At 69.0% G+C, this 19,458-nt stretch carries 16 protein-coding genes; 6 read left to right on the forward strand and 10 right to left on the reverse strand.

Annotated features, from left to right (window positions below; translation table 11 throughout):
• Positions 1 to 385: 385 nt before the first annotated feature.
• Together ACIBHX_RS50495 and ACIBHX_RS50500 are read right to left on the reverse strand one after the other, a co-directional pair.
• On the reverse strand, positions 386 to 1,033 hold the full coding sequence (locus ACIBHX_RS50495; protein WP_397075967.1) for a hypothetical protein: 648 nt from the start codon (positions 1,031 to 1,033) through the stop codon (positions 386 to 388).
• Between the two features lie 254 nt (positions 1,034 to 1,287).
• Positions 1,288 to 1,845, reverse strand: a complete 558-nt coding sequence (locus ACIBHX_RS50500) for a TetR/AcrR family transcriptional regulator (protein ID WP_397075969.1) — start codon at positions 1,843 to 1,845, stop codon at positions 1,288 to 1,290.
• A 99-nt stretch (positions 1,846 to 1,944) separates the two neighbouring features.
• Between ACIBHX_RS50500 and ACIBHX_RS50505 the strand changes: the two genes are divergently transcribed.
• Positions 1,945 to 2,421: an ester cyclase gene (locus ACIBHX_RS50505; RefSeq protein WP_397075970.1), complete on the forward strand. Its 477-nt coding sequence runs from the start codon at positions 1,945 to 1,947 to the stop codon at positions 2,419 to 2,421.
• 317 nt (positions 2,422 to 2,738) lie between these two features.
• Here ACIBHX_RS50505 and ACIBHX_RS50510 read toward each other — a convergent pair whose 3' ends face one another.
• The 3 genes from ACIBHX_RS50510 to ACIBHX_RS50520 all read right to left on the reverse strand — a co-directional run bounded on the left by ACIBHX_RS50510 (position 2,739) and on the right by ACIBHX_RS50520 (position 5,076).
• A complete protein-coding gene (locus ACIBHX_RS50510; RefSeq protein ID WP_397075972.1) occupies positions 2,739 to 3,587 on the reverse strand; it encodes a stage 0 sporulation family protein in 849 nt (282 codons plus the stop codon).
• A gap of 104 nt (positions 3,588 to 3,691) precedes the next feature.
• Positions 3,692 to 4,576, reverse strand: coding sequence for a permease-like cell division protein FtsX (locus ACIBHX_RS50515; protein ID WP_397075974.1), 885 nt, complete (start codon positions 4,574 to 4,576; stop codon positions 3,692 to 3,694).
• An 8-nt stretch (positions 4,577 to 4,584) separates the two neighbouring features.
• Positions 4,585 to 5,076, reverse strand: a complete 492-nt coding sequence (locus ACIBHX_RS50520) for a SigE family RNA polymerase sigma factor (RefSeq protein ID WP_397075976.1) — start codon at positions 5,074 to 5,076, stop codon at positions 4,585 to 4,587.
• A gap of 611 nt (positions 5,077 to 5,687) precedes the next feature.
• Between ACIBHX_RS50520 and ACIBHX_RS50525 the strand changes: the two genes are divergently transcribed.
• The 4 genes from ACIBHX_RS50525 (at position 5,688) to ACIBHX_RS50540 (ending at position 10,098) form a co-directional block, all read left to right on the forward strand.
• Entirely contained in the window at positions 5,688 to 6,218 is a 531-nt protein-coding gene (locus ACIBHX_RS50525) for an EF-hand domain-containing protein (RefSeq protein ID WP_397075977.1), read from the forward strand.
• A gap of 192 nt (positions 6,219 to 6,410) precedes the next feature.
• On the forward strand, positions 6,411 to 7,406 hold the full coding sequence (locus ACIBHX_RS50530) for a pyridoxal phosphate-dependent aminotransferase (protein ID WP_397075979.1): 996 nt from the start codon (positions 6,411 to 6,413) through the stop codon (positions 7,404 to 7,406).
• Positions 7,403 to 8,461, forward strand: coding sequence for a cupin domain-containing protein (locus tag ACIBHX_RS50535; RefSeq protein ID WP_397075981.1), 1,059 nt, complete (start codon positions 7,403 to 7,405; stop codon positions 8,459 to 8,461). Before ACIBHX_RS50530 ends, ACIBHX_RS50535 begins: the two co-directional genes overlap by 4 nt.
• Positions 8,458 to 10,098 (forward strand): pyridoxal phosphate-dependent decarboxylase family protein, encoded by a 1,641-nt coding sequence (locus ACIBHX_RS50540; protein WP_397075982.1) that lies wholly within the window; start codon positions 8,458 to 8,460, stop codon positions 10,096 to 10,098. The genes ACIBHX_RS50535 and ACIBHX_RS50540 overlap by 4 nt, the downstream gene beginning before the upstream one ends.
• A gap of 110 nt (positions 10,099 to 10,208) precedes the next feature.
• Here ACIBHX_RS50540 and ACIBHX_RS50545 read toward each other — a convergent pair whose 3' ends face one another.
• The 4 genes from ACIBHX_RS50545 to topA form a co-directional block, all read right to left on the reverse strand.
• Positions 10,209 to 11,384, reverse strand: a complete 1,176-nt coding sequence (locus tag ACIBHX_RS50545) for a DNA polymerase III subunit delta' (protein WP_397075984.1) — start codon at positions 11,382 to 11,384, stop codon at positions 10,209 to 10,211.
• A 9-nt stretch (positions 11,385 to 11,393) separates the two neighbouring features.
• A complete protein-coding gene (gene tmk, locus ACIBHX_RS50550; protein ID WP_397075986.1) occupies positions 11,394 to 13,427 on the reverse strand; it encodes a dTMP kinase in 2,034 nt (677 codons plus the stop codon).
• 127 nt (positions 13,428 to 13,554) lie between these two features.
• The gene (locus ACIBHX_RS50555) at positions 13,555 to 14,055 is read right to left on the reverse strand and encodes a helix-turn-helix transcriptional regulator (RefSeq protein ID WP_397075988.1); all 501 of its coding nucleotides are present in this window, start codon (positions 14,053 to 14,055) and stop codon (positions 13,555 to 13,557) included.
• 41 nt (positions 14,056 to 14,096) lie between these two features.
• A complete protein-coding gene (topA, locus tag ACIBHX_RS50560) occupies positions 14,097 to 16,781 on the reverse strand; it encodes a type I DNA topoisomerase (RefSeq protein ID WP_397075990.1) in 2,685 nt (894 codons plus the stop codon).
• Between the two features lie 209 nt (positions 16,782 to 16,990).
• On the opposite strand from topA, the gene ACIBHX_RS50565 reads away from it, so the two are divergent.
• Entirely contained in the window at positions 16,991 to 17,158 is a 168-nt protein-coding gene (locus ACIBHX_RS50565; protein WP_397076020.1) for a DUF5703 family protein, read from the forward strand.
• A gap of 260 nt (positions 17,159 to 17,418) precedes the next feature.
• On the opposite strand, the gene ACIBHX_RS50570 is transcribed toward ACIBHX_RS50565, so the two are convergent.
• Entirely contained in the window at positions 17,419 to 19,404 is a 1,986-nt protein-coding gene (locus ACIBHX_RS50570) for a chaplin family protein (protein ID WP_397075992.1), read from the reverse strand.
• Between the last annotated feature and the right edge of the window lie 54 nt (positions 19,405 to 19,458).

Consider the following 19,458-nt stretch of genomic DNA (forward strand, 5'->3'; position numbering starts at 1 on the left):
CGGCCACTTAGCCGTGACGCCCGGTTCGACCCGACCGATGCGCAGTGGGCGCGGCTGGAGCCGCTGCCGCCCCTGCCCACGCGGCCGAGTCGACCGCCGGCGGATGCGAAGCAACCCTCCACATCGACGACTGGCCAGTCCTCCGTTGAGATAGCCCTTAATCCTCGTGAGGACACGGTGGACAATGTCGATCTTGGTCAGGCCGCAGCGGTCCTGAGAGCGCCCCGGAGGACTTGGTGATGGTGAGGCCGGAGCCGTTGGGAAGCGGGATGGCTTCGAAGGTGAGCACGAGGTCGCCGACAGCCGGAGATGGAAGCGTTTGGGCGCCATTGTGGTGCGAGCTCACTCAGCGCCTGGCGTGGATGTCCTTGGATGTGGTCGGCCGTCACCAGCTGGCGTCTTCGGGCCTGAGGCGTAGAACCCCTGTGGGGCTGTCGAAGATATCGGCGGTAAAACGGATACCGCTCTCCGCCTCGATAATCGCGAAACACGTGCCTTGAGCCAAGTAGTCGGCCTGCTCGTACGTTGGGTCGTCCAGGCCTTTCTCCTGCTCCTCGTAGACGTAGGCGAGTACTTGCTCGTATTGCCGGAGCGGCCCTAGCGCTTGTCTCCACTCGTCGTCATCGTCGTCTGTTGGAAAGTGGCAGACGCCTGACGCGCCGGGGTAGGTGACGGTGAGTTGCTTGTTGGCCTCGATGTCCCATCCGAAGGTCCACTGCCTGACGGACTCTTCCTTGAATGCGCTACGCAGCAGGAGCCAGGGCATCGGGATCCCGTAGTCGAAGGTTGCCACGCTGGCGCCCAGTTGCACGAGGAACAGGTCTCGGTCTTCCCTTGCCATGCGTCCGTGCTGAGGTCCAAGCTCCAGTGCAGAGGATGGATAGCCGAGGCGGTCTATCACCACATCAACGCTGAGTGTGCCTTCAAGCGGTGTGATAACCGTCCAGGAGAAGTAGTCGTTGAGCAACACCGTCTCGCCCAAACCCTGGTAGTACTCGACCAGCTGGGGGAAGTTCGGCGGCACTTCGTTCATGGCGACACTCCGATCGATCAGGGGGCTACCTCGACGTGGACTAGGTTCCGTGGTCTTCCTACTGCAGGCCTTCATTGGCTGAATCCGGCGCAGTCCCGTGCAACTTGTCGTGCTGAATGCAGGGCGAGCACACCGACGCTGAGGGTGACCAGTTGCCGGCGATGATGCCGGAGGTGCTTCGTGGCTGTTTTGAACTCGTGGTCGGCCCGGAGCGACATTACTGACGGTGATTGCTGCGTACCCGCGGAGCTGGCTTATCGGGGCGGGGGGCGTAGGCCGTCGAGGATGATTTGGGCGATGTGGGCTGAGCGTTCGCGGCTGATCTCTGCGTCGGCGTGGCGGATTGCTGCGAAGGCGCCGGCGACGAGTGCCATCACCTCGTCGACGGCGAGGTCGGGGCGCACGACGCCGGCGGAATGCGCTCGCTCGAGCAGGCCCGCGACCTGGCGCGTGAGGTCTGTCGCGACGTTCGGGGCGGCGCTGCGCAAGTCGAACTCGGCGGCCGTGAGCGCGCTCTTCACCGCTGCGTTCTCCGCGCCCGAAGCCATCATTCGGGACAGCAGCGTGAACAGGGCAGCCGGATCGTCGGTGTCGGCGAGCGCCTCCCCCTCCATCACCAACTGCCTGAGCTGATCGATCGCGACGGCAAGGTAGAGCGCTTCCTTGGTGGGGAAGTGCCGGTGGACGGTGCCGGGACCGACACCTGCACGGCGGGCGATCTCGTCGAGCGAGATGCCAAGGCCCTCCGTTGCGAACAGCTGCTGTGCGGTCCGTAGAACCCGCTCACGATTGCGGCGCGCATCGGCCCGCAACTCCCGGTCGCTTCCGGGAGCCGCCGGGGACTTCGCTGGAGCGCGCTCACTCGGTCGACTGGACATCTTGCCCCTAGCATAACCGGGGCGCTGCCCCGTATGCTGCCGATCGTAAGCGGGGCGACGCACCGGTTATCGGCTCGCGTCGTTCACCATGATCTGGCCACCAGCCACGAGGAGATCACGCCGATGACCACACGCGAGGATGCGAGCGCTCTGGTGTTGCGGCTGCAGGAGTGCTTCAACACCCGGCAGTTCGACCAGGCCGACGACCTGTTCACCCCCGGCTTCTTCAGCCACCCGCTCGGCACCACAGGATTTGAGGCGGGCAAGGATTCCTGGCGCAAGATCGTCGCCCGGTTTCCAGATATCCACGTCGTCGCGGACGACATTCTGGTTGACGGCGACAAGGTCGCCATCCGCTCATCCATCGTGGGGATCGCAGCCCCGGACAGCGACGCGCAGCCCATGCTGCTCGAGATCTTCCGCATCGACGACGGCCGGCTCGCGGAGATGTGGGGGATCACCGAGGGCCCTCGCGTCTCTGAGTTGAGTGACAGTCCTCGAACCTCGTGATCCACTCGGAGACGTTGCCGTGGAAGATCGAGCGGGAGCTTCGGGCGCGGCACGTCGCCATCCAGGGACTGCACTAGGGCTGCCCAGCCGCGGACTCGCCTTACCGAGAGTGTCCAACAGCCGCTCTCGGGCGGCGTTGAGATGTCCGCTGTAGTCCGGCATGGAGACCTCGGCCAGCGAGGTCTCCAGTCACCCGGCAATCAAATACAGCGGCGAGCAGACCGGACGGTCACGACCAACCAAGAACTCCGCAGTACCGATCACCCGTCAAGCCAGTCCGGGAGCACCCACGCCTGATCCCGCGCTCCCGTCGCCTGTTACAGATCAGGGGGGCGTTCGCTCTCCGTTCCGTACATCTTGTCGTGCTGCTGTCGTGGCGAGCAGACCGAGGCCGACGGGCAGGCGCAGCGCCGGCCGCCGTCGTCCAGACGGACCGTGACCGTGTCGGACGGGACGTTGTGCCCCACCACGGTTCCATCCCCCTGTGGGGTGGTCACACGGGCTCCGGTTCTGGGCATTCTGTAGCGCGTCTCGACGTAGAGCGGGTGCTCGTACTTCAGGCAGCACATCAGCCGCCCGCAGGCACCCGCGATCCGGAGGGGATTGACCGGCAGGTCCTGGTCCTTGGCCATCCGCACCGAGACGGGCTCGAAGTCCTTCAGGAACGTGGCGCAGCACAGGTCGCGCCCGCACGGTCCGATTCCACCCTGGAGCCGGGCCTCGTCCCTGGGGCCGATCTGGCGCAGCTCCACCCGGGCCCGTAGGTTCCTGGCCAGGTCGCGGACCAGGGCGCGGAAGTCCACCCGGTGCGGGGCCGAGAAGTACACCGTGTAGACGTTGTCCTTGTCGACGAAGTCGATCCCCACCACCTTCATCGGCAGCGAGTGACGCTTGATCAGCCGCTTGGACACGCTGCGCGCCTCGGCCCGGCGCCGTTTGTTGGCCTCGTCGCGTGAGAGGTGCTCCTCCCCCGCAATGCCCGCGCACACGGGCAGTCCATCTATGTCTTCGCTCGTATATTGCGGGGCCCACACGCACTCGGCGACCTCGGGACCTGAGTCGGTCGGCACCAACACCTTGTCCCCAACCTGGGGGCTGTGCTCACCGGGGTCGAGGTAGTAGAGCCTTCCATAGCGGGTGAAGCTCACGGCCATGATCATTCCCATGGGCTCGAGCTCGCCTCCTGACGGCCTTCGGGGGTAGTACGGCCTTCGCCTGCCACATTACGTGGGAGGCCTCGCCGAGTGTGAGGCCTCCCCGCGCACTTCTCCTAGCAGGCAGCGCGAGACTTGTTCACCGAGCCGACGGTGCAGCGCAGGTCGAAGACCTTTTGTACGCCGTACAGACCCTTCGCGATCTTGATCACCTTGGCCCGGTCGGCGCCGGATTTCAGCCAGAGCTCGATGGACGTGGGCCGGATCTTTCGATCGTCGACGGCGCTCTGCAGGTTGATCGCCTTGACTTCAGGCAGAGCGGCCAGCTTCTCCTGGATGGCCTTGACGTCCGTCGGCGACACGCCGTCCTTCAGCGTGACGCAGGACGCCGCAGGGGAAGTAGGCCCACAAAGGGTGACCGCGATATCGCCCATGCCCGTGGCTTTACCGGCTCGGCGATCGACGACTATCTGCGCCACACCCGGCTGGTCCATCGCCGCTCTGATGACTTGCTGAGGATCGGCACCCGTCTTCAGCCGCACCCGGAACGAGGTCGGCAGGTCCTGAACCTTGGTCGCCTTGACGAGGCCTGGGTTGTCCGCATTCTCCTCCTGGAAGTTCTTGTAAGCCGCGGCTTGATCCTCGTAGTACGTCTCCTCCACGCCGGGCGGGCTCTTCAGCACGGACTGCAGGCGCTGTATCTGGACCTCGGTGATGCCCTTTCCCTTGCAGTTGGGCATGGCCGAACCCTTGCCGCACAGGAACACCCTCACCTCAGTCCTCTCAGGGCCGACAGGCTTCACCGCCACCACACCCTGGCCACCCGGAGACGTGACCACCACCGTCGCGACCGCCCCCGCGAGCGCCACGCCGGCCGCAGCCGTGACCAGCCGGAAGTCCACCCGGAACCGCCGCCGCTCCGGCACGGCCAGCGGCCTGACCGATGCCAGGTCGACCGTGGCCCCGGCCTCGTCCAGCGCCTGCCGCAGGCGCTCCTCCACAGGGCTGTTCATGAGTCCTCCCCCAGCACCCGGCCGAGGGCCGCCAGCCCTCGCGCGATCGTGGACCGCGCGGTGCTCACGCTGATCCCCATGGTCTCGGCGATCTCCTGGTCGGTGAGATCGAGGTAGTACCGCAACGTCAACGCCTCCCGCTGTCTCCTCGGCAGCTCCCGCATGGCGAGCAGCACCGCGCGCCGCTCCTCCCCGATCAGCGCGGCGCTCTCGGCCGACCAGACGGGCGGCTCGTACGGCACCACCCGCCGGAACACCGTCGCGCGCCGGCGCAGCACCGACCGGCACCCGTTGAGCACCGCCGACCGCACGTAGGTCAGCGCCTTGCCGGGATCTCGCAGCCGCGCGCGGCCGGCATGCGTGCGCGCGAACGCGTCCTGCACGACGTCCTCCGCGGTCGCCTGATCGCCGACCATGAGCAACGCCAGCCGCACGAGCCCGACATGGTGCTCAGCGAAGATCGTCGCCACGTCGACGCGCTCAGACACCCGCGCCTCGCCTTGAGGGAGCAGTTCGACTTCCACATTCCAGAGACGCCCCACCACCACTCCTGCTGCTCGCGCGCCTCTAATTTCTTCGATCAAAAGCCTTCTCTCGTTGTGGGCCGAACTTCACAGCCTTCTCTCCTGTGCGGCAGATTTCTCGTGTACGGCGAGCCACCGCCACCGGCCGCCCGCCGTACTCCGGCTGAGGGCCTGTGACCGGCGCTACTGGCGAGTCGGAGACAGTTGCCCGCCGCCACGGCGCCCGGGATGCACCTCCCGCGGTCCCGGTTCTGATGTGACCAGCGCTGCCGTCGAGTCCGGGACAGTTGCCCGCCGCCACGGCGCCCGGGATGCACCTCCCGCGGTCGACGCGGCGCCGGCCGGTCAGCAGCGGCGATGGGCATTTCTAAGGAGCTCCACGGTCGGCAATTTGCCGGTAGATGATCGACGCCACCAGCCGAGCCCTCGGTGCCGTACAGGTCAGGGAAAGATTCGGCACGCGGTCCACAGCGCTTCCAGCTTTGGCCGATCTTCGCTCATCTGCGGAGTGGGAGGCGCGCCCCCTGGATAGATACCGCGTTGACCTGCGTAAACGCGCCGCTCAAGGGGGACAGATGACCACACCGATTCAGGAGCGCAAGCTCGCCAGACACTTCGAGCTCCTCGACTACGACCGCGACGGATACATCGAGCAGTCCGACATGAAAATGTTCGCCGAACGGATCTGTCAGGCCGCGGGAGTCGCGCCCACCGCGCCCAAGGGCCGGAAGGTCATGCAGCAGGCGGACATGCTGTGGGAGATGCTGCACCAGTCCATGGATCACGACCGCGACCACCAGGTCAGCCGCGAAGAGTTCGTCGACGCGGCGGACATGCCGAGCGTGATGACCGAGGCCATCAAGCTCGGCATCGCGGCGTTCGAGGTCATGGACCAGGACGGCGACGGCAAGATCAGCATGGCCGAGTGGACCAAGATGGACCAGCGCCTCGGTGTCGACCCGGCCGAGAGCCGGAAGGGATTCGGCCAGCTCGACAAGGACAACGACGGCCACCTGACCAAGGCCGAGTTCACCAAGGGCGTCGAGGAGTTCTACCGGAGCGACAACGCGTCCGCTCCGGGGAACTGGGCCTTCGGCAAGTTCTGAGGAAGTCCGATTGAGGCTCTGGTGATCGGGGCGCCGTGCCCTGCTCTCCCAGAGCCTCTTCGCGGCCGGAGGCCGTGACCAGATCTTGGGGGAAGCCGCATGCGGGTCGATGCCGGGTGCCGCGTACGGGAAGCGGTCGGGGAACTGGCGCCCGCCGGGCCGTTCAGCCCACGCCCTGAAAACCAGGGATTGATGAACCTGCGGTCCAACGAGAACCCTTTCGGCGGGCCGTACCGGCACTATCCGGACGATGACCTGGACGTCCTCGTCCGCCACTACATCGCGGCGCTGGACGCGATCGAGCCACCCGCGCCAGAGCAGGCAGCGCGCTGGACATGGTCGAGCGAGAACGTGCTGATCACCCGGGGTGCGGTGGACGCCCTCGACCTCGTCCTGCGGACCTTCTTCGAGCCGGGTACGGACCTGGTCGCCGTCACTCCGCCGAACTTCGCGTTCTTCGACCGGCTGGCGACGCTGCACGGTATCGGCACCTGCCGGGTGCCGCTGGGTGGTGCCCGGTTCGACCGCCTCGACGTCGAGCGGCTGGTCGCGACGCCGGTCAAGGGTGTCCTGCTGTGCGATCCCAACAATCCGTCGAGCACCCGCCTGAACCCTGAAGACCTCGAACGCCTGCTGGCGCGTTTCGCGGGCCTGGTGGTCATCGACGAGACGTACGTGGAGTTCGCCACGCGCGCGTCACACAGGCACCTGGTGAGCCGGCACCCGAACCTCGTCGTGCTGCGCTCGATGTCGAAGGGCTTCGCGATGGCGGGTTTGCGGCTCGGCGCCATCCTGGCCGATGACGCGGTCATCGCGGCCGTCCGTGCCGCCCGCCCGCCGTTCGCCGTCCCAGGCCCGGTGATCGAGCGGGCGGTGGACGAGCTGGCCGACCCGGCGATCCTGCGCCGCCGTATCGACGCCTTCGTCGAGGAGCGCGATCGGCTGGCCGCCGCGCTGTCGCGATGCCCGAAGGTGAGCCGGGTCTTCGCGGACGCCGGCTTCGTCACCATCGAGGCCGAAGACGTGGCCGACGTGGCGTCCGCGCTGCGGCGGGCGCGGATCGCCACCGTGGTCAACCCGGACGGCTGGCAGCGGCACGTCCGCATCTCCGTCGGATCCGCCGGCCAGAACGCCCGGCTCATCGCGGCGTTGCACGATTCCCATCAACGTGAAGAGGACTTGACATGACCGATCAGCTGCTCGACGGCGTGGTGACCGTCACCCGCGCTGACATTCGCGCCATCGCCACCGTCGAGGAAGGGGGCGAGACGCACTGGCTCGGGGAGCACCGCGACTTCCGGCGACACGACGCTCTCGCCCGGTTCCTGCCGGAGCATGGCCGCTTCTCGCTGGCCTGGGTACGGCTGCGCGACGGTGAACGACTCGACATCCACGAACACCCGACCAAGTCGATGATCCTCGTCTGCAGGGGCTCGGTGCGCCTGATCGGAGACCAGGACGAGCAGCTCGGCGAGGGCGATGTCGTCTGCGTGCCGCCTGGCGCCAAGCACGGTTTCGAGACCGTGTCCGGCCAGGAGTTCCACGGGCTGTCGGTGCAGTTCGAAGGGGCCGGGCTGTACGAGGACGACAGCGCGCCGCGGGTGCGCTTCACCGAGCAGGTGTCGGCCTCGCTCGCCGAGCTGGACTCGCTCAACGAGGCCAGGCTCACGCGCTTCTCCGGGCACCGGCTGTTCGAGTTCTTCGACAGCGGCAGGATGCATGCCGAGCCGTTGCTGCGCAAGCGCTTCCTGGCCGCGCTCTACGCCTGGTCGGTGTACTTCCAGCGGATGCTCTACGCCCGGCAGGCCGTATGCTCCGACCCCAGGTTGCAGGAGATCTACGCGGATCATCTTCGGGAGGAGTTCGGCCACGATCGGCTGCTTCGCGAGCGCCACAACGTCGTCTCGGGCAGCTACGACGCGATCCTGGAAGCCGCGGGCAGCTGGTTCGTCATGCAGATGCACGGGGCCTGCGAGGCCGCGAAGATCGTGATCGTGCACCTGGTGGTGGAGTCGAGCTGCCACGTGTTCGGCGAGAAGACCAAGGCGGCCTTCATGGACGGCGGGGCCGCCTCGTACTTCGACCTCCACGCCGAGGTGGACCAGGACCACCGGGACATCGGGCGTGACTACCTGCACCGGCTGTCGCCGTCGCAGTTCCCGCAGCTGATGCGGGTGTGCGAGGAGGCGTGGGACCAGCTCGAACTCGTCTTCGACCGGATGGCGGCGCTGGTCGAGGCGTGACCTCCGTGGATCATGACTCCAGGGCCGCGGTCATGGATCTCCTGCGCGGCGTCGTCGACGACTACCTCGACTGGCGCGAAGCGTGCGGGAGTACGGCGGGCCCGCCGCCCGACAGCGCTCGTCACCTGGTGCGGGAACTGTCGGGGCGGCTGGCGAGAGAGTCGACACCGTGGCCGTCGCCGCTGTATCTGGCCCACATGACCGCGGACACCCCCGTCGCGGTCACCCTCGCCTACCTGTGCGCCCTGCTCTACAACCCCAACAACGTCAGCTCCGAGGCGTCCCCCGTGACCACCCAGCTCGAGCACGACGTCGGCGACGACCTGTGCCGCCTGGTGGGATACCACCCGGCCAGAGGGTGGGCCCACCTGGCGTCCGGCGCGCATGCCGCGAACTACGAGGCCCTCTGGATCGCCAGGAACCTGCGCCGCCTTCCGCGGGCCGCCGCCGAGGATCCGCCGTCTCGCGATCTGGTCGCCGACATCCCGGACATCCGCTTGGCGAACCTGCCGGTGGGCCGAGTCCTGGACCTCGTGGACGAGCTGGCCCGCCGGGGAACGCTCGAGCGCGTCCGGCGTCTCGCCCAGCGAGGCAGGAGTTCGGGGAAACTGCTGTTCGCCCGCAATGCTCACTACGCCTGGCACAAGTGCGCCGACCTGCTCGGGTTCGGCTCCGAGGACGTCGAGAGCGTGGAGCTGGACCGCCACCACCGCATCGACCTGTCCGCCCTGCGCCGGAGGGTCGTCGAGCTGATCGAGCGCGGCCGTCCCATCGTGGCCGTCGTCGCGACGCTCGGCAGCACCGGAGAGGGCAGCGTCGATGATCTGGACGGCATCATGCGGCTGCGCGACTGGTGCGAACAGCGTCATGGAGCGTCCTTCTCCGTGCACGTCGACGCCGCGTTCGGCGGCTTCCACCGGGCCATCTGCCTCGACAGGGACGGCGCGATGCTGCCCCACGACGACCCCGCTCTCAGCGTCCGACTGAAGCCGCACGTCTACGCCGCCTTCCGTGCCCTGGCCCGCGCCGACTCCGTGACCGTGGATCCGCACAAATGCGGCTACGCCCCGTACCCCGCCGGCGGGCTGGCCCTGCGTGACCGGCGGGCGGCTGCCGTCGTCGCCAGCCGGTCGGTCTACTTCGCCGACGGCGACCGGCAACCGTACGCTCCGTACACCTTGGAGGGCGCGAGGCCGGGAGCGGCGGCCGCCGCGGTGTGGGCGGCGCATCGGCTGATCGGCCTGCACGCGGGCGGGTACGGGCGGCTGCTGGGCGGCTGCATGGCCAGTGCGCAGCGGCTGCACCAGCGCTTCTCGTCAACTGGGCAGGGGCTGGTCAGCTGTTACGAGCCGGACCTGAACATCGTCAACATCGCGGCGCGCGACGAGATCGATCCGCTGCTGGACAGGCTTCGCGCCGATGCCGCCGCGGCACCGATGACGAGCCTCTGGGTGTCCAGCAACGCCCTCGCGGACGAGGGTGAGCGGGTCCTGCGCCTGTGCGTCATGAAGGAGCTGCACCCCAGAGACCTCGACCAGGTGTGCCGGAAACTACGAGACGCCCGGGCCTCCAGCGCCGTTGCCCTGCGTGATCCGCAGGCCGCCTACACCGCGGGACGTGCATCCCGGACGCCGTGACGGCGGGCAACTGTCCCCGACTCGCCAGAAGCGCCGGTCACAGGGCCCTCAGCCGGAGTGCGGCGGGCGGCCGGTGGCGGCGGCTCGCCGTACAACAGGAGCCCATAAAACTAACCGGAGCGGAGGGCCAGCAGCATCGACTCCACCGCGATCTGTGGGTTGACGTTGGCGTCGAGGCGTTCGCGGCACTGCATGATGGCGTCGATCCGCCGCAGCGTCTCCTCCGGCGTGCTGGTCCGGGCCAACTGGTCGAGGTCGAACCGAAGGTCGTCGTTGGCCAGCTCGACCCGTGCCCCGAACTGCATCGCCAGCACATCCCGGTAGTACGACACGAGCTCGAGCAGCGCCCCGTCCAGCGAGTCGCGCTTGATGCGGGTGGCGCGGGACTTCTGCCGGTCCTCGAGCTCCTTCAGAGCCCCCGCCCCACCCCTGACGAGACCGCGGTTGAGGCCCTTGCCGGTGGAGCCCTCGCCGTACAGGCGGCGCAGGTCGGTGGTCTCCGACTCGTTGAGCGCGGTGGTGGCCGCGGCGGCCTCCTCCTCGGCGGTCTTGACGAGGCGTTCGGCGGCCGAGATGCACTCGCCCACCCCCGTCAGCGCGCGCGGGATGGACAGCACCGCCTCGCGCCGCTGCCGCACCCCCTCGTCGAGCGCGAGCGCCCGGGCGCGCGAGATGTGGCCCTGGGCGGCGCGGGCGGCGAAGTGGGCCGTCTCCCACGGCACGCTGTCGCGGGTGGCCAGCACGTGCGCGACGGCCTCGGTGGCGGGAGTGGCCAGCGTGATGACCCGGCAGCGCGACCTGATGGTGATCACCAGGTCGTCAGGCGCGGGCGAGCAGAGCAGCCACACGGTCCGCGGCGGCGGCTCCTCGATGGCCTTGAGCAGGGCGTTCGCGGCCGACTCTGTGGCACGGTCGGCGTCCTCGAACAGGATCACCCGCCAGCGGCCCTGGGTCGGCGCCCCGGCCGCGCGCAGGATGAGCTCGCGGGTCTGCTTGACGCTGTAGGACAGGCCTTGGGGCCGCACCGACTCCAGGTCGGGGTGGGAGCCGATCATCACCTGGTGGCACTGGTCGCAGTGGCCGCACCCGCCGTCAGGGCACAGCAGCGCCGCGGCGAAGGCCCGCGCCGCGGGCTCCCTGCCGGAGCCGGGCGGGCCGGTGAACAGCCAGGCGTGCGTCATGCCCGCGCCCCGGCCGCCCTCGACGACCTCGCGCGCCGCCGCGGCCGCCCGCGACAGTACGGCTACCGCCTGGTCCTGACCGATGAGGTCGTCGAATACAGCCACGAGGCAAGGCTAGTCGCGGATGGCGGGCATCGTGCCGGTGACGTCCTCCGACTCCTGCGGCACCGGGTCGGGCAGGATCTCGCGCACCCGGTCCTGGATCCGCCGGGTGATCTCCTCGGGCGGCAGCGTGCCGTCGACCACCAGGTAGCGGTCGGGTTCGGCGGCGGCCAGCGCCCTGAACTCCTTGCGCACCGCCTCGTGGAACTCCAGCGGCTCGGACTCGATGCGGTCGGCCGCGCCGCCCAGCCGGGTCAGCCCCACCTCGGGCGGCGTGTCGATCAGCACGGTCAGTTGCGGCACCAGCCCGCCGGTGGCCCAGGCGTTGACCTTGGCCACGTCGGCCGGGTCGAGCGCCCGCCCGGCGCCCTGGTAGGCCAGCGAGGAGTCGACGTAGCGGTCGGTGACCACGATCGAGCCGCGCACGAGCGCGGGCCTGATGACCTTCTCCACGTGCTCGGCCCGGTCGGCCGCGTACAGCAGGGCCTCGGCGCGGGGCGTCAGCCCGCGCTCGGCGGCGTCGAGCAGGATGGCCCGCAGCCGCATACCCACCTTGGTGGAGCCGGGCTCGCGGGTCTGGACGACGTCGTAGCCCTGGTCGCGCAGCCAGATGGCCAGCAGCCGCGACTGGGTGGTCTTGCCGGATCCCTCGCCGCCCTCGAAGGCCACGAACATCCCGGGCAGCTGCTCGTCCACCTCGGGCTTGTACTGCTCGCCGCGCAGCGCGGCGATGAGGTCGTCGGACAGCGAGACGCCGGGCCTGTCGTCCATGTGTCGCAGCGACAGGACGCCCACGACCGCCGCGAGCAGGCCGGCGATCAGCAGCACCAGGTTGGAGCCGTCGAAGTCGTAGGTGATCTCGCCGACCCGCACCACGCGCTGGTCGAACAGCGCCGCCAGCGGGTTGGCCACGGCCACCACGAGCAGCAGCACGACCCGGGCCGTGGACTGCAGGAAGGAGAAGGTGCGGCCGCGTAGCGCGTCCTCGACCTCCAGGCCGATCAGCGTGTAGCCGATGATCCAGGCGATGCCCGCGAACGCCCCGAGCAGGGCGGTCAGCATGACCACGATCACCAGGTTGTGCACGAGCGCGATCGCGGCGAGCACGACGCCGGCCGAGACGATCGACACGCCGAACATCCGCCGTCGTGACAGGCCGCTCAGCAGCCTCGGCCCGAAGAACATGCCGGCCGCCATGCCGACGAAGACCGCGCCGAACACCATGCCGTAGCCCGCGTCGCCGCCGTGCTGCGCCAGCACGTACACCTTGGCGACGCCGACGACCGCGCCGCCCGCGGCGAAGGCGCCGAGCATGCCGATGACCAGGCCGCGCACGAGCCGGTTGGCGCCGATGTAGCGCCAGCCGTCGATGATCTGCCGGAACACCGACGGGGTGGAGATCGAGCCGTCGCGCCGCGGGATGCCGCGCAGGGTGAAGATCAGCAGGGCCGACACCAGGTAGGCGAGGGCGTTGAGGCCCAGCGCCAGTGTGGTCGGCTCGAGCAGCGGCGCGGTGGTGTGCAGCAGGTCGCCTGCCACCGACAGCGCGGCGAACAGGGCGGCCGCGACCGGCGCGGTGCCGTAGGTGACCAGCAGGCCGGCCCGGTTGGCCGCCTCGAGCTGATTGTTGGGCACCAGGTTGGGGATGGTGGCGTCCTTGGCCGGCACCCAGAACAGGTTCACGCACTCGATGAGGAGCGTCGCGATGATGATCCACTGGTAGCGGCCGACGAACGGGATCGACACCACGATGGCGAAGCGGACCAGGTCGGCCACGACCATGGTCAGTCGCCGGTCGAACCGGTCGGCGAAGGCTCCGGCCAGCGGCCCGAGCAGCACCGCGGGCAGCATCTTGGCGACGAAGACGCCGCCTACCGCCAGGGACTGGTTGCGGAAGCCGCCCTCGGTCACGTTGGCGGCCAGCGCGGTGAGCGCGAGGATGTTCAGCCAGTCGCCCAGACTGCAGACCGACATGGCCGTCCACAGCCGGCGGAACGGCGCGTTAGCCAGCACGTTTGTGGGCCGGCGTCGGCCAGGGGCGCTCATAGTGTCAGCGTATCCAGGTGCTCGCGGGTGGGGGGAACACACGAGACTCGCCGGGACATACCGGTTCGCTCGTCGCCGAGAGTATTACGTCCGCGGTGCCGCGCGCATGGTACACCCCCGGAATAGGTCACGAAAAACTCGTCTCTTCCGTACGGCGGGCCGCTTCGACCACCGGCGTCCATGCCTGCCGAACGGGCCCCGGGAGGTCCAGTTCGTCCCAGCAGTCGACCAGCAGCGCCCCGTCGATCGATCCGAGCAGCTCATCCGGGGTGCCCGAGCGCAGCAGCTCGGCGTAGACCTCGCGCCGCCGCCCGCCGGGCACGGCCAGCGCCCTGCCGACCGGCAGCCGCCACAGCCGGTCGGGCACGTGGCAGCCGGACTGGTGGCGGGTGAAGTCCACCTTCTGCTCCAGCGCGAGCCGGAACCCGGCCGCGTCCAGGATCCGCCCCGCGGTCTCGAGGGTGGGCGACTTGCGCCCGTGCTCGTAGGCGGACAGCGTGGTGCGCGACGTGCCGCTGGCCGCGGCCAGGGCGGTCTGGTTGAGGCTGGCCGCATGCCTGGCCTGCTTGATCAGCATGCCGCCCGACTCGGCCCAGAACCGTACGTCGGGTACGGGGAGTGATCCCATCGTCACCTCCGGTGGTAGCCGATGGGATACTACTCCGATTCTTAGGGCTTCGCTGCCGGTTTCTTGGCAGGAGCCTTCTTGGCCGGCGCCTTGCGCGTGGTCGTCTTCTTGGGCGCCGGAGCACGCTCACGCCGCTCGGCCAGCAGCTCGCCCGCCCGCTCGATCGTGATGTCCTCGACCGTGTCGCCCTTGCGCAGCGAGGCGTTGGTCTCGCCGTCGGTCACGTACGGACCGAAACGGCCCTCCTTGACCACGACCGGCTTCTTGGAGTTGGGGTCGTCACCCAGCTCGCGCAGCGGCGCCGCGGCGGCCGCCCGGCCCCTGCCGCGCTGCTTGGGCTGCGCGAACAGCTCCTTGGCCTGTTCGATCGTGACCGAGAACAGGTCGTCCTCCGAGGCCAGCGAGCGCGAGTCGGTGCCCTTCTTCAGGTACGGACCGAACTTCCCGTTGTGCGCCATGACCTGCTCGCCCTCGAGATCGCCGACGACCCGCGGGATCGACAGCAGCTTGAGCGCGTCCTCCAGCGTGACCGTGTCCAGCGACATCGTCTTGAACAGCGAGCTCGTGCGCGGCTTGGGGGCATCCGCCTTCTTGGTCCGCGTCTTCTTCGCCGTCTCCTCCGGGGCCGGCAGGATCTCGGTGACGTACGGGCCGAAGCGGCCGTCCTTGGCCACGATCATGTTGCCCGTCACCGGGTCGTGCCCCAGCTCGCGGTCGCCGGTCGGGCGCGAGAACAGCTCTTCGGCCTTCTCGGCGGTCAGCTCGTCGGGCGTCATGTCCTCGGGCACGTTCACCCGGGCGCCGTCACGGTCCAGGTAGGGGCCGTAGCGCCCCACGCGCAGCACGATGTCGCTGCCCCTGACCGGGAAGGAGCTGATCTCCTTGGCGTCGATCTCGCCGAGATCGGTCACCATCTCCTTGAGACCCTCGTCGCCGTCGCCGCCGTAGTAGAAGCGCCGCAGCTCCGGCACGCGCTCCGCCCGGTCGTTGGCGATGTCGTCGAGCACCTTCTCCATCTCGGCCGTGAAGTCGTAGTCGACCAGGTTGCCGAAGTGCTGCTCCAGCAGGTTGACCACGGCGAAGGCCAGGAACGACGGCACCAGCGCCGTCCCCTTCTTGAAGACGTATCCCCTGTCGAGGATCGTGCCGATGATCGAGGCGTACGTCGAGGGCCGCCCGATCTCGCGCTCCTCCAGCTCCTTGACCAGCGACGCCTCGGTGTAGCGGGCGGGCGGCTTGGTCGCGTGCGCCGCCACGTCCAGCCGCGCCAGCTCCAGCGCCTGGCCCTCCTCCAGGGTGGGCAGCCGCTTCTCGGAGTCGTCGCGGTCGGTGCTGGAGTCGTCCACGCTTTCCACGTAGGCCTTGAGGAAGCCGTAGAAGGTGATCGTCCGGCCCGAGGCGTTGAACTCCACGTCCTCGCCGGCGTTCGAGCGTCCGGCCACCTTCACGGTGATCGACTCGCCCTGCGCGTCCTTCATCTGCGAGGCCACCGTGCGCTGCCAGATCAGCTCGTACAGGCGGAACATGTCCCCGGACAGCCCGGTCTCGCCGGGCGTGCGGAACTCCTCCCCTGACGGGCGGATCGCCTCGTGCGCCTCCTGCGCGCTCTTGACCTTGCTGGCGTACACGCGCGGCTTGTCGGGCACGTAGGCCGCGCCGTACAGCTTGATCGCCTGGGAACGGGCGGCCGCGACGGCCGTCTCCGACAGCGTGATGCTGTCGGTACGCATGTAGGTGATGAAGCCGTTCTCATACAGCCGCTGCGCCACCTGCATCGTGTACTTCGCCGAGAAGCTCAGCTTGCGGCTGGCCTCCTGCTGCAGGGTGGTCGTCCTGAAGGGCGCGTACGGCTTGCGCGTGTACGGCTTGCGCTCGACCGACTTGACCGCGTACGACGAGTCCGCCAGGCGGGCCGCCAGCTCACCGGCGGCGGCCTCCGACAGGTGGAGGACGTCGTTGTTCTTCAGCTGTCCCGTGCTGGCGAAGTCGCGGCCCTGCGCGACGCGCTTGCCGTCGACCGTGTTCAGCGTGGCGGTGAAGTCGCGCGGGCGCTCGTCGGGGTGGCCGGTGTCGAACAGCGCCTGCAGGTCCCAGTAGTTGGCGACCGTGAAGGCCATCCGCTCGCGCTCGCGCTCGACCACCAGCCTGGTCGCGACCGACTGCACGCGGCCGGCCGACAGGCGCGGCTTGACCTTCTTCCACAGGACCGGGCTGACCTCGTAGCCGTAGAGGCGGTCGAGGATGCGCCGGGTCTCCTGGGCGTCGACGAGACGCAGGTTCAGGTCGCGCGGGTTGGCCACGGCCTCCTGGATGGCGTGCGGGGTGATCTCGTGGAAGACCATGCGGTGGACCGGCACCTTGGGCTTGAGCACCTCGCGCAGGTGCCAGGCGATGGCCTCGCCCTCGCGGTCCTCGTCAGTGGCGAGGTAGAGCTCGTCGGCGTCCTTCAGGAGCTGCTTGAGCTTGTTGACCTGCGACTTCTTGTCGTTGTTGACGACGTACAGCGGCTCGAACGCGTGCTCCACGTTGACGCCGAGCCGTGCCCACGCCTCCCCCTTGTACCGCTCGGGGATGTCGTCGGCCTTCTCCGGCAGGTCACGGATGTGGCCGATACTGGATTCGACGATGTAGCCGCGCCCGAGGTACCCGGCGATCGTCTTCGCCTTGGCCGGCGACTCGACGATCACCAGGCGTGTTCCGCCGGCGCTGCCGTTCTTGGCTGGCACGCTGCTTCCTACCTCGCTGTTCGCTCGCAATTCCCCCTGCCGTGAGCAGGCACAGATCTGAAAGGTAACCCGACTCGCGGATTTTTCCTTCCCCCGGGGCTACCCACTACCTTCCGAGTCCACCCACAAGGACGCAGAATAAGGCCCACTGAGCAGCATCGCGCCCTGACTCACCCTGGAGACTAATCGTTGTGCTCGACTACTCCTACATGGATATCTACATTCCGCGCGACATCAGCCGTGAAGCCGCACGTCAACTGCTGACCGAACACGCAGAGTACGGCCAGTGGGAGCTCTCCCGAGTACGGAAGTACCCCGACGGGAGCCGCCAGGTACGACTGCGCCGGAAGATCCTACGTGTCCGAAGCACTCTCTAACAGCATGGCTTTGCCCGTCTCAGGCCGCGCCCCTGAGACGGGCAAAGCTCCTTGGCTTTGCCCGTCTCAGGGACCACGACTGTCCCTTCTGTAGACGGGCAAACCATCGTGCTTTCCCCAGCCGGGGCCGGGGCGAAGCACCGTGCTTCGCCAACGTTTCGGCGAAGCAACTGAGCTTCGCCCGCCCCCTGATGGGGAACGGGCGAAGCGGTCGACATGCCCGGCCGCTCACCGGATGTGAGCGGCCGGCCGTACCTGTACTACTTCCTGCCGGTGCGGAAGCGGCGGGCGGTCGCGAACAGCGTGGTCGAGGCGGCGAACATGGCGCCAAGGACCAGCGCGAACAGCGACGTCGAGTTCATCCCCGTGACACCGGACGGCTGAGCGGCGCTCATCAGGCCGAGGCCACCGACGGGCAGGGAGCCGGCGGCCGAGGTGACGGCACCGCCGACTGGGGTGGCGGCGACCAGCGAGGTCGCCGGGCCGAGCGCGGACAGCGGGCTGGACTTGTCGGTGCCCTTGCTGACGGCCTTGCCGGTCACCGCGGGAACCCTGCCGTGCTGGGCCGGGGTCGCGGGCTGGCCGGGCAGGCCAGGCAGCCCAGGCAGCGCGGGAAGCCCCAGCGAGCTGGGCAGGTCGCCTACCACGGGCAGCGAAGGCAGGCCGGAGCCGCGCATCTGCTGAGTGACGTTGCCCACGTCCTTGAGCGGGCTCAGAGCCGGGACCACGGGCAGCGCGGGCAGCACGCCCCCCGCGTTGTAGTGCGAGAGCTTGCCGCTGTCGCGGGTCCAGCGGTCGTAACCGTCGCTCCCTTCGTCGTCCGGCCTGCCGACGTGCGAGCCGCCCAGGCACCCGGCGGCGGCGTCACCTAGGACGGCCACCGCGTTGCCGCAGACGTTCACCGGCGCGGTGATCGGAGCCACCACCTGGTTGCCGGCCAGAACCCCTGACCGGCCCGAGGTACGGTTGCCGCCGCCGCCCACGCCGTCCTGCGGCGAGACGCTGGCGCCGCCCTTGCAGTGGGCCTCGGACAGGCCGAGCGCCGCCACCGCGTTGCCGCAGGCGTTGATCGGGGCCGTGATCGGCGCGACGACCTGGTTGCCCGAGCCGACGCCGCTCTGGCCGGAGGTGTGGTTGCCGCCGGCGCCGTGGCCGCCGTTCTTGACCGAGACGCCGCCACGGCACCCGGCGAAGGCCTTGCCGGCCACCGCGACCGCGTTGCCGCAGACGTTGATCGGAGCGGTGATCGGGGCGACCACCTGGTTGCCGCTCAGCACCCCGGACCTGCCGGAGGTGGTGTTGCCGCCGGCGCCGGAGCCGCCACCGCGGTTCTCGACGGAGCTGCCGCCCTTGCACCCGGCAGGCGCGTTGCCGGCGGCGTTGCCGCAGGCGGTGATCGGCAGGCTGATCGGGGCGACGACCTGGTTACCGCTGCCGGCGCCGAAGCGCCCGTCGGTGTCGTTGCCGCGCGAACCCATCCCGTGGCCGCTCTGGTAGCCGTGACCGGGGTGGCCGCCGCCACTGTTGGTGACCGAGGCGCCGCCCTTGCAGCCGGCGAAGGCCTCGCCGAAGACCGCGATCGCGTTGCCGCAGATGTTGATCGGGCCGCTGATCGGCGCGATCACCTGGTTGCCGCCCAGGACGGAGCTGCGGCCGCTGGTGGTGTTGCCGCCGGTGCCGACGCCGGTGTTCTTGACCGAGGCGCCGCCCTTGCAGCCCGCGGTCGCGTTGCCGAAGATCGCCAGCGCGTTGCCGCAGGCGTTGACCGGAGCGCTGATCGGCGCGGTGATCTGGTTGCCGCCCAGCAGGCTGTAGTCGCCGTTGGTGCGGTTGCCGCCCGCGCCGCCCTTGCCGGAGTTCTTGACCGTCGCGCCGCCCTTGCAGCCGGCGTCGGAGCTGCCGAACAGCGACACCGCGTTGCCACAGGCGTTGACCGGAGCGCTGATCGGGGCGTTGACCTGGTTGCCGCCGAGGACGCTGCTGTTGCCCGACGTCTTGCCGGGGATGCCGCCCTTCTGGGTGTTCACGACCGACGCGCCGCCCTGCGAGGAGGCGTGCGACTGGCCGGCCGCGGCGACGGCGTTGCCGCTGATGTCGATGGGAAGGGAGATCGGCAGGTTGACCTGGTTGCCGCCACCCACGGACGAGTTGCCCGAGGTGTCGGCGAAAGCGGTGCCGCTGCCGAAAGACATGACCGCCACGGCGAGCAGTGCTGCCGGGGCCGATGCCTTCGCCCACGTACGCATGATGATGCTCCTAGTGGTTCTTGGGGGGATACCTGACTGTTCGCGGGCAGCCGA

It is taken from the genome of Nonomuraea sp. NPDC050536, assembly GCF_044457685.1.
In the GTDB taxonomy this organism is placed as follows: Bacteria; Actinomycetota; Actinomycetes; order Streptosporangiales; family Streptosporangiaceae; genus Nonomuraea.

What these genes read in the sequence shown, in the direction of transcription:
- ACIBHX_RS50495 (WP_397075967.1), bottom strand. Translation starts at nt 1,033, where the DNA reads ATGAACGAAGTGCCGCCGAACTTCCCCCAGCTGGTCGAGTACTACCAG.
- ACIBHX_RS50505 (WP_397075970.1), top strand. Translation starts at nt 1,945, where the DNA reads ATGCTGCCGATCGTAAGCGGGGCGACGCACCGGTTATCGGCTCGCGTC.
- ACIBHX_RS50510 (WP_397075972.1), bottom strand. Translation starts at nt 3,587, where the DNA reads ATGGGAATGATCATGGCCGTGAGCTTCACCCGCTATGGAAGGCTCTAC.
- ACIBHX_RS50525 (WP_397075977.1), top strand. Translation starts at nt 5,688, where the DNA reads ATGACCACACCGATTCAGGAGCGCAAGCTCGCCAGACACTTCGAGCTC.
- ACIBHX_RS50530 (WP_397075979.1), top strand. Translation starts at nt 6,411, where the DNA reads ATGAACCTGCGGTCCAACGAGAACCCTTTCGGCGGGCCGTACCGGCAC.
- ACIBHX_RS50535 (WP_397075981.1), top strand. Translation starts at nt 7,403, where the DNA reads ATGACCGATCAGCTGCTCGACGGCGTGGTGACCGTCACCCGCGCTGAC.
- tmk (WP_397075986.1), bottom strand. Translation starts at nt 13,427, where the DNA reads ATGAGCGCCCCTGGCCGACGCCGGCCCACAAACGTGCTGGCTAACGCG.
- ACIBHX_RS50555 (WP_397075988.1), bottom strand. Translation starts at nt 14,055, where the DNA reads ATGGGATCACTCCCCGTACCCGACGTACGGTTCTGGGCCGAGTCGGGC.
- ACIBHX_RS50565 (WP_397076020.1), top strand. Translation starts at nt 16,991, where the DNA reads ATGGATATCTACATTCCGCGCGACATCAGCCGTGAAGCCGCACGTCAA.
- ACIBHX_RS50570 (WP_397075992.1), bottom strand. Translation starts at nt 19,404, where the DNA reads ATGCGTACGTGGGCGAAGGCATCGGCCCCGGCAGCACTGCTCGCCGTG.